The sequence below is a fragment of the Kitasatospora sp. NPDC034023 genome (genome assembly GCF_055575795.1).
The window spans coordinates 32027-45087 of sequence record NZ_JBVIRY010000012.1; the positions used below are offsets into that span (position 1 = coordinate 32027).

11 protein-coding genes and 2 tRNA genes are annotated in these 13061 nt (G+C 74.6%); 8 read left to right on the forward strand and 5 right to left on the reverse strand.

Annotation, left to right across the window (positions count from 1 at the left end):
- Positions 1-48: 48 nt before the first annotated feature.
- Entirely contained in the window at positions 49-705 is a 657-nt protein-coding gene (locus ACZ52R_RS17790) for a histidine phosphatase family protein (protein ID WP_465620562.1), read from the reverse strand.
- A gap of 197 nt (positions 706-902) precedes the next feature.
- On the opposite strand from ACZ52R_RS17790, the gene ACZ52R_RS17795 reads away from it, so the two are divergent.
- From ACZ52R_RS17795 to ACZ52R_RS17805, 3 genes are read left to right on the forward strand one after another with little or no spacing between them, the layout of a single operon-like run.
- Positions 903-2132: a hypothetical protein gene (locus ACZ52R_RS17795; RefSeq protein ID WP_465663475.1), complete on the forward strand. Its 1230-nt coding sequence runs from the start codon at positions 903-905 to the stop codon at positions 2130-2132.
- Positions 2129-3757: a hypothetical protein gene (locus ACZ52R_RS17800; RefSeq protein WP_465663476.1), complete on the forward strand. Its 1629-nt coding sequence runs from the start codon at positions 2129-2131 to the stop codon at positions 3755-3757. Before ACZ52R_RS17795 ends, ACZ52R_RS17800 begins: the two co-directional genes overlap by 4 nt.
- On the forward strand, positions 3757-5148 hold the full coding sequence (locus ACZ52R_RS17805) for an AAA family ATPase (RefSeq protein ID WP_465620559.1): 1392 nt from the start codon (positions 3757-3759) through the stop codon (positions 5146-5148). The genes ACZ52R_RS17800 and ACZ52R_RS17805 overlap by 1 nt, the downstream gene beginning before the upstream one ends.
- Positions 5149-5160: 12 nt before the next feature.
- On the opposite strand, the gene ACZ52R_RS17810 is transcribed toward ACZ52R_RS17805, so the two are convergent.
- A complete protein-coding gene (locus ACZ52R_RS17810; protein WP_360497147.1) occupies positions 5161-5472 on the reverse strand; it encodes a hypothetical protein in 312 nt (103 codons plus the stop codon).
- A 240-nt stretch (positions 5473-5712) separates the two neighbouring features.
- On the opposite strand from ACZ52R_RS17810, the gene ACZ52R_RS17815 reads away from it, so the two are divergent.
- From ACZ52R_RS17815 to ACZ52R_RS17825, 3 genes are all read left to right on the forward strand, one after another.
- The gene (locus tag ACZ52R_RS17815; RefSeq protein WP_465620555.1) at positions 5713-6069 is read left to right on the forward strand and encodes a hypothetical protein; all 357 of its coding nucleotides are present in this window, start codon (positions 5713-5715) and stop codon (positions 6067-6069) included.
- A gap of 115 nt (positions 6070-6184) precedes the next feature.
- Entirely contained in the window at positions 6185-6742 is a 558-nt protein-coding gene (locus ACZ52R_RS17820; RefSeq protein ID WP_465663477.1) for a bifunctional DNA primase/polymerase, read from the forward strand.
- Between the two features lie 68 nt (positions 6743-6810).
- Positions 6811-6884, forward strand: a tRNA-Lys gene (locus tag ACZ52R_RS17825).
- Between the two features lie 110 nt (positions 6885-6994).
- On the opposite strand, the gene pgi is transcribed toward ACZ52R_RS17825, so the two are convergent.
- Positions 6995-8656 (reverse strand): glucose-6-phosphate isomerase, encoded by a 1662-nt coding sequence (gene pgi, locus ACZ52R_RS17830; protein WP_465620553.1) that lies wholly within the window; start codon positions 8654-8656, stop codon positions 6995-6997.
- Between the two features lie 176 nt (positions 8657-8832).
- Complete coding sequence (locus ACZ52R_RS17835) at positions 8833-10416, reverse strand: Na+/H+ antiporter (RefSeq protein ID WP_465620552.1); 1584 nt, start codon at positions 10414-10416, stop codon at positions 8833-8835.
- A 215-nt stretch (positions 10417-10631) separates the two neighbouring features.
- Between ACZ52R_RS17835 and ACZ52R_RS17840 the strand changes: the two genes are divergently transcribed.
- Together ACZ52R_RS17840 and ACZ52R_RS17845 are read left to right on the forward strand one after the other, a co-directional pair.
- Entirely contained in the window at positions 10632-11540 is a 909-nt protein-coding gene (locus tag ACZ52R_RS17840) for an NADP-dependent oxidoreductase (RefSeq protein ID WP_465620550.1), read from the forward strand.
- A gap of 93 nt (positions 11541-11633) precedes the next feature.
- Positions 11634-11707 (forward strand) — tRNA-Lys (locus tag ACZ52R_RS17845).
- A gap of 120 nt (positions 11708-11827) precedes the next feature.
- Here the strand turns inward: ACZ52R_RS17845 and ACZ52R_RS17850 are convergent.
- Complete coding sequence (locus ACZ52R_RS17850) at positions 11828-13018, reverse strand: MFS transporter (protein WP_465753709.1); 1191 nt, start codon at positions 13016-13018, stop codon at positions 11828-11830.
- Positions 13019-13061 lie beyond the last annotated feature (43 nt).

Sequence of the window (13061 nt, forward strand, 5' to 3'; positions counted from 1 at the left end):
AGGACGGCGCGGCCCGGCGCTCAGTGCCCTGCGTTCAGTGCCCTGCGTTCAGTGCCCGGCGTTCAGCCCGTCCAGGTGGGAGAGGTCGTTCCAGATCTCCACGGCCGGGGCGCCGTACTCCCAGGACAGCACGCACAGCGCCGCCGTGCCGAGCTTGAACCGCTGGGCGAACTCGGGCGGCAGGCCCAGCCAGCGGGCGGCCAGGATGCGCAGCAGGTGGCCGTGCGCGAACAGGACGACGTCCCGGTCGGCGCAGTGCATCACGGTGGTGTCCGTTTCCGGGACGCCGTGCTCCTGGTTGAGGTCGGCGAGGAAGGCGTCCACCCGGGCCGCCACCTCGGAAAGCTTCTCGCCGCCGGGCACGCCGTCCCGCCAGATCAGCCAGCCGGGGTGGTCGGTGGCCCGGATGTCCACGCCGGTGCGGCCCTCGTACAGGCCGTAGTCCCACTCCATCAGCTCCGGACGATCCACCGCGCGATCGCCCAAGCCGGCCAGGGCACAGGTCTCCTTCGCGCGGCCGAGCGGGCTGGTGTAGACGAGCGCCTCCGGCAGCCCGTTCCAGGGGGCCTTGGCGAGGCGGGCACCGAGGGCCCGGGCCATCGCGCGGCCCTCCTCGGTCAGCGGAATGTCGGTGCGGCCGGTGTGGCGGCCGGTGGCGGACCACTCGGTCTCGCCGTGGCGGACCAGCACGATTCGGGCGGGCATGGGGGGCTCCTCGCAACGGGGCGGCAACGGTCGGTCTCACCCTTGAGCACCGGGCTCCATGATCCCCCACCCGGGTTGCGGCCACGATCGCGGGCCGGTGCGGGTGGCCGCGGGCACCGGTTCCGGCCACCCGCCGCGTCGCCCGGCGGCCGGTCCGCACCGCGTTGTCGGACCCGGATGCGACACTGGGCCGCACCATGAACGTCTCGACGAACGTCCCGCCCGGCGGGTCCGCTGAGCCGCTCGCCCAGCGGCTCGCCGAGCTGCGCGGACCGGCCCCGCAGCGCAGCCTGAACGCCCGCTCCCTCGCCGCGCTCGCCGCCAATCCCGGCTGCCACCGCCGCGCGGTGCTCGACGCGGCCGGGATCGACAAATCGGCGCTGGCCGCCCGGCTCGGCCGCCCCGCCCCCTTCGGCCAGTCCCCCTTCGCGATCGCCCGCGGCGTGATCTTCGAGTCCCGGCTGAAGGCCGACGACTACGCCGCCCTGCTGGAGCCGCTGCGCCGCCACCTCGACGTCCCGACGGACGGCCACGCCCCGCTGGAGGTGCCGGACCTGCTGCAGCGCTCCGGCCCGGCCGTCCGCGCCGAACGGACGGTCCAGGCGCTGGCCCGGGCCGCCGCCGACCCGGAGGCCTGGACGCTGCTCGACCACCCGCTGCTGCGCCTGGACGTGGCCGGCAGCACCGCCTACCTGGAGCCGGACGCGCTCGTGGTGCACGGCGGTCGGTGCACGGTGGTCGAGATCAAGTCCTTCCCGGTGGTCGACGGCAGCGCGGACCCGGCCAAGGTCGGCGCCGCCGCCCGCCAGGCCGCCGTGTACGTGCTGGCACTCCAGCAGGCCGCCGCCGCGGCGGCCGGGGTGCCCCTGAGCGGCGACCCGTACACCGAGCAGCGGCTGCCCGGCAGCCCCCGGACGAGCGTGCTGCTGGTCTGCCCCAAGGACTTCGGCAACCGGCCGACCGCGGTCGCCGTCGACGTCCGCCGCGAGCTGGCCACCACCCGCCGCCAGCTGAGCCGGATGACCGGCATCGGCCGGCTGCTGGACGCGCTGCCGCCGGACGCGGACTTCGACCTGGCGTCCGACGAGGCGGGCGCGCCGACGCGGTCCACCGAGCGGCTGACCGCCTCGGTCGAGGCGGTGCCCGCCGCGTACAGCCCGGACTGCCTCTCCACCTGCGAGCTCGGCTTCCACTGCCGAGCCCGGGCCCGCTGCGGCGACCGGGTCGAGCAGCTCGGCCGGGGCGTGCGCGGCGAGCTGGGCAGCATCCGGACGGTCGCCGGCGCGCTGGCCGCAGCCTCCGGCACCGAGACCGGCGCTACGGACGACGCCGCCGAGCGCCTGGCCTACGCGGCCGCCCTCCGCGCGGAGGCCCTGGCCCTGGCTGGCGATCAACGCATGAACGAGCGCAGCGAGGCGGGCGCATGAGTCTGCTGACCACCCTGGCCCGGCTGGAGGCCGTCCGCAGCGGCCGGGCCGAGCCGCTGGCCACCGTCCGGCACCGGCACCTGTCCGACCGCCCGATGGTGCTGGTCCCGCTGACCGCGGCCGGCGAGGCCGGCGCGCCGCTGGCGGTGATGCTGGGCACCGACCGGGACGCGCCCCGGCTGCACCTGGTGCCGCAGCCGCTCAACCGCACCCTGCGGTTCGACTTCCTCGCCGCGCTGGCCGCCGACCTGCTGCCCTACCTGGAGTCCTTCGCCGACGACGTCGAGCAGGTCGAGGGTTCCGAGAAGGACCCGGAGACCGGCGAGAAGACCCAGGTGTTCCGCGAGCTGTGCGCGGACGCCCCGCAGCTGGTCGTGCCGAACGGCGCGGGGGTGCAGCACCTCGCCCTGATCGGCCGCTCGACCCGCTTCCGCCGCACCGCCGAGGACGCCGAGCCGGGCCCCTACCCGGCGCCGGTCCGGGTGCCGCTGCTGGGCCGCTGGCTGACCCATCTCACCGACCGCGCCCAAGTGCCGGGCTCCGGTCTGCTGCTGCCGATGACCGGCCTGCTGGCCCGGCACTGGGCCACCGGCCAGAGCCACCTGGAGGACCAGCACCTGGCGGCCCGGCTGGCTTGGCACCGCCCGCCGCCCGGTCTGACCGGTGCCGAGGCGGCCGAGCTGGCCGAGTCCGCGCGGGACGACCGGGGTCAGCTGCTGCACCCGCCGGCCGGCCCGGCCACCGACCCCCGCTTCGACGAGGCCGTGCTCGCCCCGGCGATCACCCGCTACGACTCCGCCGTGGGCGCCCTGCAGCACAGCACCGAGCAGCGCGACGAGGCCGCCGCCGAGCGCGCCCGGGCGGCCGTGCGGGCCGCGGTCGGGCAGTTGGAGGAGGCGCTGACGGCCGTCCTGCTGCCCACCTGGCGGGACGTCTGGCAGGGCCTGGACCTGCTGCGCGAGCTGCCGCCGGCCGGCCACCTGGAGGAGCGCTGGACCGCCGACCGCTGGTCCTTCACCGGCCACCGGGACCGTCTGGCGGCCGGCGAGCCGCCGCAGCCCCGGCAGGACGACGCCGTCACCGCCGCCCGCAAGCTCGCCCAGCGCGAGCGCGAGCAGGCCCGGCTGGACGTCCAGGAGGCGCTGGACGACCCGCTGGCGATGGCCGAACACCGCCTCGCCGGTGAGGCGTTCAGCGGCGTGGTGACCGAGGTGGTGCCGGACTGGGACACCACCGGCCGCTCCCCCAAGCCCCGCCCGCTGGTCACTCTGCGCACCGCCGACCGTCCGCACGCGGACCTCGGCCGGGAGGCGTACCGGGTGCACGGCCCGTCCGCGCAGAAGGCCGAGATCGTGGCGGTCGACACCGCCGAGGGCACCGTCACGCTGCGGGTGCTGTCCGGCATGGGCCGCAGGAAGGAGCCGGAGCCGGGCAGCCTGCCCGAGCCCGGCGAGCCGGTCACCTTCACCCTGTTCGAGTTGACGGTCCGCCAGTCCGCGCCGCTGCCCGAGCCGGACGACACCCCCTGGACGCACGGCGGCCCGCCCGGCGCCGCGCCCGTCCCCGGCCCGTCCGTCCCCGGCCCGTCCGCCGCCGCCCCGTCCGCCTTCGAGGAGTGGGAGTGATGACCATCTCGACCCCCCAGCCGGGCCCGACAGCCCGGCCGACGCCCCAGCAGGCCCCGGGCGCGGCCGCCGACGCCGCCGTGGCCGGGATCCTGGCGGCGACCGTCCGCCCGCCGGTCGGCGCCCCGCGCGGCGTGGTGGTGGACTCCCCGCCCGGCGCCGGGAAGTCGACGCTCGTGGTGCGGGCCGCCCGTGAGCTGGTCGAGGCCGGTGAGCGGCTGATGATCGTCGCCCAGACCAACGGCCAGGTGGACGACCTGGTGGGCCGACTGGCCGAGAAGGCGCCGGAGTTGACGATCGGGCGGCTGCACGCCGCGGATTCCCGTCCGGGTCCGGAGGTGCTGAAGCACGCCAACGTCACACCCTCCGACAAGGTCGCCGACCTGGTCGAGCACGACGTGGTGATCTCCACCTCCGCCAAGTGGCAGTGGGTGCGGGCCGAGGCGCCGTGGCGGCACGCGATCGTCGACGAGGCGTACCAGATGCGCTCGGACGCCCTGCTCGCGGTGGCCCGGCTGTTCGAGCGGGCGCTGTTCGTCGGCGACCCGGGCCAGTTGGACCCGTTCACGGTGGTCGGAACCGCGCAGTGGGCCGGCCTGTCGTACGACCCGTCCGGCAGCGCCGTGGTCACCTTGCTGGCGCACAACCCGCAGATCGAGCCGCACCGGCTGCCGGTCTCCTGGCGGCTGCCCGCCAGCGCTGCGCCGCTGATCTCCCGGGCCTTCTACCCGTACACGCCGTTCCGTTCCGGCACCGGGCCGGACGACCGCCGGCTGACGGCCGCCGTCCGCCCCGACGGCTCGGCGCTGGACGCGGCGATCGACCGGGCCGCCGAGCACGGCTGGGCGCTGCTGGAGCTGCCCGCCCGGCACACCGTGCGGACCGACCCGCAGGCCGTGGCGGCGGTCGCGGCGACCGTGCGCCGGCTGCTGGAGCGCGGGCTGACCGCGCACTCCGAGCAGGGCGAGGCACCGCTCACCGCGGACCGGATCGCCGTCGGCACCGCCCACCGCGACCAGGCGGCGGCGGTGCGCGCGGCCCTGCTCAAGGCGGGCGTCCCGGTGGACGGCGCGGCCGGGCCCGCCGTGACGGTGGACACCGCCAACCGGCTGCAGGGCCGCGAGTACGACGTCACGGTGGTGCTGCACCCGCTCTCCGGCCGCCCGGACGCGACCGCCTTCCACCTGGAGACCGGCCGGCTCTGCGTGCTCGCCTCCCGCCACCGGCACGCCTGCATCGTGGTGGCGCGGGCCGGGATCGCCGAGTTGCTGGACGAGCACCCGGCGACCGAGCCGGTGCAGTTGGGCGTCCCGGTGGCCTTCCCGGACGGCTGGGAGGCCAACCACCAGGTGCTGCACCACCTGAGCGGCCACCGGGTCCACCTGCGCTAGCGGGCCGGCGGGTCAGTCCTCGGTCTCGCAGACGGCGTAGGCCACGACGGACCCCCGCTCGGCCTGCGCCCTCCACCCGGTCGCGTCGAGGGTCGGCCCGTTGGCGCGGACCGGGCCCTCCGCGTCGGGCTGGAGCCGGTAGCCGCCGCCGGTCAGGTGGGTGCCGCTCGGGCAGGTCGCCGTCGAGAAGCCGCCGGGGTTGCTCGGCTGCCCGACCACGACCTTCGCCGTCTCGGCGGCGGAGGCCGGCGCCGCCGAGGCCAGGCCGAGGAGGGCGGGGGTGGCCAGCAGGACGCCGACGGGCAGGACCTTGCGCATACGCATGCGGATCTCCCGGTTCTGTGAGTGGCTGGTACGACCGAACGCCCTGCCAACCGATTCGCATACGACCAGGTCACGCGGCGCACGAGGCACGCCCCCCGGCGCGCGCCGGGGAATAGCGCCCGCACGCGCACCGTTCCGTTACCGGCCGCCGCCGCGAGACAATGGACGACGGCCACAACCCGGGCGGCGCAGCCCGGAGCAGCTCCGCCCGCCCCATCGAGACCCCGGAGGTGTCCGTCCATGCCCGACTCCCCTACAGAGTCGACCGAGCCCACCAGGCGCGTGCGTCCGGCGCAGCTGCTGTTCGAGCCGCAGTCCGCCGAACCGGAGCCGGAACGATTCTTCGATCTGGAGTCGATCGAGGACCCGGCGGAGCTGCTGCGCCGCTCCACCGAGCTGGCCCTGGCCTTCCGGGCGGCCGCCGAACGGGCCACCGACTTCCAGGCGGTCGCCGCCGCCCAGCTGGCCGATCCGCGCCGGTTCGACGCGCTGTCGGACGCCGACGTCGCCGTACGGGCGGACTGGACCCCGGACTACGCCGCCAAGATGATCGAGTACGGCCGCACCCTGCTCCAGCCGCGCCGCCACGAGGACTGACTTCCCGGGCCTCCGGCATATGCCAGCGGCGGAGGGTACGCGAGTCCCCGCCGCCCTGTCCGGCGAACCGCGCTTTCCGCCGTGCCGGGGGCACACACGGCGCACGCTGCTGTGCGTGGACATCTGGACGCATCAGTCGGTGGAGTACGTCAGCGTGGCCGGGGAGGCCTGGCTCGCCTCCGCCAGTGAGTACCCGCGCAGCATGCGCGCCCTCTGGGAGACCCGCCCGTGGGCGCCCTCGGTGCTGCCCTGCGGGCGCGCCTTCGACGTGATCAGCATGCCGGCGCTGTTCGGCCGCCGGGTGCTGGACGAACTGTGGGCCTCCGGCCCGGGCTGCGGCCCGGTCGCGGCCTACCGGGGGCGGACCCTGCTGTTCGTCCAGCCGGGCGCGGCACCCCGGCTGCGCCGGCTGCTGGCCTGGGAGGAGTGGGCGCGGGACGTGCCGCCGCTGCTGTGCCACGGCAAGGGCGACGCGGTGACCGTGCCGCCACTGCAGCGCATGGTGAACAGCCCGGACTCCCCCGGCCAGGGCGTCGGCCGGTGGATCGTCGCCCCGGAGGACCGGGAACCCTGGCTGCCCGGCGCCTCGGTGGTGCTGTGGGCCTGCGTCCGGGCGGCGCGCGAGCCGGGCGTACCGGTGCCCGCCGGGGCGGCCGTCGTGACCGGCGGGTGAACACGGAGCGACCGGTATTCGATTTTGGCTCGGCCGCACGGCGCTGCTACAGTCTTCTCTGTCAGCAGGCGCCGCTAGCTCAGTTGGTTAGAGCAGCTGACTCTTAATCAGCGGGTCCGGGGTTCGAGTCCCTGGCGGCGCACCGACAGCCGGAAGGCCCCTTGCGAAAGCGAGGGGCCTTCCGGCATTTCCGGCCTCGGGAGAAACGGACCGGACCGGGCCGCCCGCCGGAGCGGACGGCCCGGCCGGGGCTCAGCGGCCGCGCAGCGCGCGGTAGCGGGCGACCAGCTCGGCGGTGGAGCTGTCCAGCTGCTCGGCGCCCTCGCCGGTGAGCAGCACCGGCTCGATCCGCTTGGCGAGCACCTTGCCCAGCTCGACGCCCCACTGGTCGAAGGAGTCGATGTTCCAGATCGCGCCCTGGACGAACACCTTGTGCTCGTAGAGCGCGACCAGCTGGCCGAGCACCGACGGGGTCAGCTCGCCGGCCAGGATCGTGGTGGTCGGGTGGTTGCCCTTGAAGGTCTTGTGCGGGACGAGTTCGGCGGGCACGCCCTCGGCCGCGACCTCCTCCGGGGTCTTGCCGAAGGCCAGCGCCTGGGTCTGGGCGAAGAAGTTGGCCAGCAGCAGGTCGTGCTGGGCGACCAGGCCCGGGAGCAGGTCGGCGACGGGCTCGGCGAAGCCGATGAAGTCGGCGGGGATCACCTTGGTGCCCTGGTGCAGCAGCTGGTAGTAGGCGTGCTGGCCGTTGGTGCCGGGGGTGCCCCAGACCACCGGGCCGGTCTGCCAGTCCACCGGGGTGCCGTCGCGGGTCACCGACTTGCCGTTGGACTCCATGTCCAGCTGCTGCAGGTAGGCGGTGAACTTGGACAGGTAGTGCGAGTACGGCAGCACCGCGTGCGCCTGGGCGTCGAAGAACGCGCCGTACCAGACGCCCAGCAGGCCGAGCAGCAGCGGGACGTTCTCCTCCGCGGGGGCGGTGCGGAAGTGCTCGTCGACGAGGTGGAAGCCGTCCAGCATCTCGCGGAAGGCGTCCGGGCCGATGGCGATCATCAGCGAGAGGCCGATCGCCGAGTCGTAGGAGTAGCGGCCGCCGACCCAGTCCCAGAACTCGAACATGTTGGCGGTGTCGATGCCGAAGTCCTGCACGCCCTGGGCGTTGGTGGACAGCGCGACGAAGTGCTTGGCCACCGCCTCGGTGCCGGCGCCCAGGCCGTCGAGCAGCCAGTCGCGGGCGGAGACCGCGTTGGTGATGGTCTCGATGGTGGTGAAGGTCTTGGAGGCGACGATGAACAGCGTCTCGGCCGGGTCGAGGTCGCGGACCGCCTCGTGCAGGTCGGCGCCGTCCACGTTGGAGACGAAGCGGACGTCGAGGTCGCGCTGCGTGAAGGAGCGGAGCACCTCGTAGGCCATCGCGGGGCCGAGGTCGGAGCCGCCGATGCCGATGTTGACGACGGCGCGGATCCGCTTGCCGGTGTGGCCCTTCCACTCGCCGCTGCGCACCCGCTCGGCGAAGGCGGCCATCCTGTCGAGGACGGCGTGCACGGCGGGCACCACGTTCTCGCCGTCGACCTCGATCACGGCCTCGCGCGGGGCGCGCAGCGCGGTGTGCAGGACGGCGCGGTGCTCGGTGTTGTTGATCTTCTCGCCGCGGAACATCGCGTCCCGCAGCTCGGCGACGCCGGTGGCGGCGGCGAGTTCGCGCAGCAGCTCCAGCGTCTCGTCGGTGACCAGGTGCTTGGCGTAGTCCACGTGCAGGTCGCCGACCCGCAGGGTCAGGCGGCGGCCGCGCTCCGGGTCGGCGGCGAACAGCTCGCGCAGGTGGGTGTCGCCCAGCTCGGCCCGGTGCTTGGCCAGGGCGGCCCACTGGGGGGTGCGGTCCAGCGGGGTGCGGGCGTCGGCGCGGGTCTCCGACATCGGTGGGTCCTCGATTCATCTGGGTGCAGAAACCGGCAGGGCCAGGCGTGAGGGTGCTTCGCGAGGTCGTGCGGGTACTGGTGGTGCGCCGACTCCGTTGACGGCCTGCCCGGGTTCAGCCTATGCAACCCCGGGGGCGGTCGCGCACATTCCGCCCCGCCACGGCGGACAGCCCGTCACTTCCGTTCCGAGCGCAGGTCGAGCCCGCGCAGCACCCGGTCGACCAGCTCCGGATCGGCGCCGAGCTCGCTGCGGGCGGCGAGCATCTCGCGGCGGGAGGCGGCGATCATCTCCTGCTCGACGTCCCGGGCGGCCCGCCACTGGGACAGCCGCAGCTTGGCCTCGGCGGCCTCCTCCTCGGCGTAGTTCTCCGGGCAGAGCCGGGCCAGCCGGTCGTGCTGACGGTCCCGCAGCCGGTCGGCGACCTCGGCCGGCAGCCGGTCCTGCTCCTCCAGCTCGACCAGTCGGCTGAGCCCGGCCTTGGCGGCCCGCCACCAGAGCTGCCGGACGGCCTGCTCGTGCGCGTCCTGGTCGATGTCCAGCCGGAGCCGCTTGGCCAGCCACGGCAGGGTCAGGCCCTGCACCAGCAGGGTGAAGAGCACCACGCTGAAGGCGATGAAGACCAGTCGGCCGCGCTCGGGGAAGTCCGCGCCGGAGTGCAGGGTGAGCGGGATGGCGAGCGCCAGGGCGACGGTGGCCACGCCGCGCATGCCGGACCACCAGAGGACCACGCTCTCCTTCCAGCTGAACGGGGTGTCCTCGTCCTCGCCGCTGCGCAGCTTCCGGGACACCCAGCCGGCTGGCAGCAGCCAGAGCAGCCGGACCACCACGACGACGCCGATCACGACGGCGGCGTCGCCGAGGAAGCCGGTCCAGCCCCGGCCGGCCTCCTTGAGCACGGTGGCCAGTTCCAGGCCGATCAGGCCGAAGGCGACGCCGGTGATCAGGATCTCGACCACCTCCCAGAAGGCGTTGCCGACCAGCCGGTAGGAGACGGCGTCGGCGTCGGAGGCCCGCTCGGCGAGGTAGAGCGCGCAGACCACGACGGCGAGCACGCCGGAGCCGTGGATCTCCTCGGCGATAGTGTAGGCGGCGAAGGGCACCAGCAGGTTGAGCGCGACCTGCTGGGTCGGGTCGTCCAGGCGCTCGGCGAGCTTGGCGTTGACCCAGCCGAGGGCGACGCCGACAACCACGGCCAGCACCGCGGACAGGACGAAGCGCAGCACCGCGTGGCCGACCGAGAAGTCGCCGCTGACCACGGCCTCGATGGCCAGCGAGTAGATGACGATCGCGGTGACGTCGTTGAACAGGCCCTCGCTCTCCAGGATCGACACCAGGCGGCGGGGCAGGCCGACACTGCCGGCGACCGCGACGGCGGCGACCGGGTCGGGCGGGGAGACCAGCGCGCCGACCGCGATCGCGGCGGCCAGCGGCAGGGTGGGCAGCAGCCAGTGCACCGTGCCGGCCACGGCGGCCGTGGTGACCACCACCAGGGCGACGGCCAGCAGCAGGATCGAGCGGACGTTGGCCTTGAAGTAGCGCACCGAGGAGCGCCGGGCGACCGCGAAGATCAGCGGCGGCAGGACCAGCGGGAGGATCAGCTCGGGCTCGATGGTGACGTCCGGGATCTGCGGGACGAGCGCCATGACGATGCCGAGCAGGGTCATCAGGACCGGCTGCGGCACGCCCGTCCTGCGTCCGAGCGGCATGGTGACCACGGAGGCGAGCAGCACCAGGAAGAACAGGGGCAGCTGGCCCACGGGGAGGTTCCTCTCGACGACGGACGGCTGAGCGCCGCCCAGGATAAATCTGACAATGCGCCCATCAGTGAAGACGCGCCGAATAACGGCTTGACCTCAAGCGGACTTCAGGTCCGAGAATCAGTTCAGATTCGATGATCAGTTCGGTTCGAGGATCGGTTCAGGTTCGACGTTCGGTCCAGGTTCGACGTTCGGTTCAGGGGCGGGGAGCAGACATGAAGGCAGTCACCGTGACGCGGTCCGGCGGTCCGGAGGTCCTGCGGGTGGGCGAGGTGCCCGATCCGCAGCCCGGCCCGGGCGAGGTGCGGGTACGGGTGTACGCGGCCGGGGTGCAGCCGGTGGACCTGGCGATCCGGGAGGGGTTCCGGCCGCCGGGGCTGGCGGTCGAGCCGCCGTTCGTCCTCGGCAACGAGTTCGCCGGGGTGGTGGACCGGCTGGGGCCGGACGGCGGGGACTGGAAGGTCGGCGACGAGGTGCTGGGCTTCCGGGTGCTGGACAGCCACGCCGAGCTGGTCACGGTGGACGCGGCCCAGCTGGTGGCCAAGCCGGCCGGGATGCCCTGGGAGCTGGCCGGCTCGCTCTCCGCCTCCGGCCAGACCGCGCACGCGGCGCTCACCCTGCTCGGGGTCGGCCCCGGCGACACCCTCCTGGTGCACGGTGCCACGGGCGGGGTCGGCACGGTGGCCGTCCAGCTGGCCCAGGCCTGGGGGGCGACCGTGGTCGGCACCGCGAGCGAGCGCAACCACGCCTACCTGCGCGAACTGGGCGCGATCCCGGTCGCGTACGGGGAGGGGCTGGTCGAGCGGGTCCGGGCGGCGGCGCCGCAGGGGGTGACCGTCGCCTTCGACGCCGCCGGGCGGGGCGCGCTGGAGGCCTCCGTCGAGCTGGTCGCCGACCGGGACCGGATCGGCACCGTGGTCGACTACCCGGGCGCCCAGCGGCTGGGCGTGCGGCAGCTGCGGGCTCCGCGCACGGCCGAGCGACTGGCCGAGCTGGTCCGGCTGTGGGAGGCGGGCGGACTGCGGCTGGAGATCGCCGAGACCCTCCCCCTGGAGCGGGCCGGCGAGGCCCACCGGATGGTCGGCACCGGGCACGTCCGGGGCAAGGTGGTGCTGACCATGTGAGGCCCGGGCCGAGGACTCCGGGCCCGCCGTGGCACCCTCCGGGCCGATTGTGTGTTTCGGCCGCTGACCAGGTAATGTCTCCCACGTCAGCAGGCGCCGCTAGCTCAGTTGGTTAGAGCAGCTGACTCTTAATCAGCGGGTCCGGGGTTCGAGTCCCTGGCGGCGCACAGACAACCGGAAGGCCCCTTGCGAAAGCGAGGGGCCTTCCGGCACTTCGGGCTGTGTACGGCCGGGATCGCGCCATGGGATCGGGCCGCGGGATCCGGCCACGGGATCCGGCCGGCACGTCAGCCGCGCACCGGGGGGAAGGCGTGGCGGCGGGCGCCGACGGCCACGGCGAGGGCGGGGAGCATCAGCGCGAGGACCGCCCACGGCAGGGCGCCGGTGCCGAGGCCGCTCAGGACCAGGCCGCCGACCACTCCGCCGGCCGCCATCGCGATGTTCCACAGGGTCACCAGCATGGCCTGGGCGGCGTCGGCCTGCTCCCCGCCCGCGTCGCCGAGGGCGGTCTGCAGCAGGGTCGGGGCACCGCCCCAGCCCAGGCCCCAGAGCAGCGCCGCGAGGTACACCAGCGGCGCGCTGCCGGACCACACCGCGAGGGCGCCCGCCGTCACCGCGACCAGCAGCGCGCCGCCGATCGTCAACTGCCGCAGCCGACGGTGGATGTGGGCACCCGTGAGCCAGATGCTCGCCATCGAGGCCAGGCCGAAGACCAGCAGCACGGTGCCGGTGGCGCCGCCGAGGCCGGCCCCGTCGAGGAAGGGCGCGATGTAGGTGAACAGGATGGTGTGCGCGAGCACGTAGAGCACCGTCATGGTGAGCACCGGCAGCACGCCGGGCACGGTGAGCGCGTGCCGGACCGGGGCACGCTCGCCGTCCGGCTGCCCGGGCTGCTCGGGCAGCATCGCCGTGATCCAGCCGACCACGCCGACCGCCAGTGCCGTCATGGCCAGGAACGGCACCCACCAGGCGAACATCCGGCCGAGGAAGGTGCCGACCGGCACCCCGAGCGACAGCGCCACCGGCACCCCCGCCATCGCGACGGCCATCGCCCGGCCCTGCTGCTCGACCGGCACCAGCCGGCGGGCGTACCCGGCCAGCAGCGCCCAGGCGAGGCCGGCCGCGACGCCCGCGAGGAAGCGGGCGGCCAGGGTGAGCGGGTAGTTGCCGGAGACCGCCGTCACCGTGTTGGCCACCGCGAAGCCGCCCATCGCGGTGAGCAGCAGCCGCTTGCGGCCCCAGCCGGCGGTGGCCGCGGTGAGCGGGATCGCGGTGACGGCGGAGCCGATCGCGTAGACAGTGACGGTCTGCCCGGCGGCCGACTCGCTGACGCCGAGGGACTCGCTCATGCCGGGCAGCACCCCGGCGGGCAGGTTCTCGGTGAGCGCGGTGACGAAGACGGCGGTGGCCAGGGCGAGCAGGGAGGGGAGCGGGAAGGGCTTGCGGAGTACCGGAGTCGGGAGCTGTGTGGTCGCCATGGGGACCATGGTTGGACCTCACACCGGTGTCAGGTGCAAGCGT

Coding starts and splice junctions, on each gene's coding strand:
- ACZ52R_RS17840 (WP_465620550.1), top strand. CDS start 10,632: ATGAAGGCAGTCACCGTGACGCGGTCCGGCGGTCCGGAGGTCCTGCGG.
- ACZ52R_RS17810 (WP_360497147.1), bottom strand. CDS start 5,472: ATGCGTATGCGCAAGGTCCTGCCCGTCGGCGTCCTGCTGGCCACCCCC.
- ACZ52R_RS17850 (WP_465753709.1), bottom strand. CDS start 13,018: ATGGCGACCACACAGCTCCCGACTCCGGTACTCCGCAAGCCCTTCCCG.
- pgi (WP_465620553.1), bottom strand. CDS start 8,656: ATGTCGGAGACCCGCGCCGACGCCCGCACCCCGCTGGACCGCACCCCC.
- ACZ52R_RS17800 (WP_465663476.1), top strand. CDS start 2,129: ATGAGTCTGCTGACCACCCTGGCCCGGCTGGAGGCCGTCCGCAGCGGC.
- ACZ52R_RS17795 (WP_465663475.1), top strand. CDS start 903: ATGAACGTCTCGACGAACGTCCCGCCCGGCGGGTCCGCTGAGCCGCTC.
- ACZ52R_RS17805 (WP_465620559.1), top strand. CDS start 3,757: ATGACCATCTCGACCCCCCAGCCGGGCCCGACAGCCCGGCCGACGCCC.
- ACZ52R_RS17815 (WP_465620555.1), top strand. CDS start 5,713: ATGCCCGACTCCCCTACAGAGTCGACCGAGCCCACCAGGCGCGTGCGT.
- ACZ52R_RS17790 (WP_465620562.1), bottom strand. CDS start 705: ATGCCCGCCCGAATCGTGCTGGTCCGCCACGGCGAGACCGAGTGGTCC.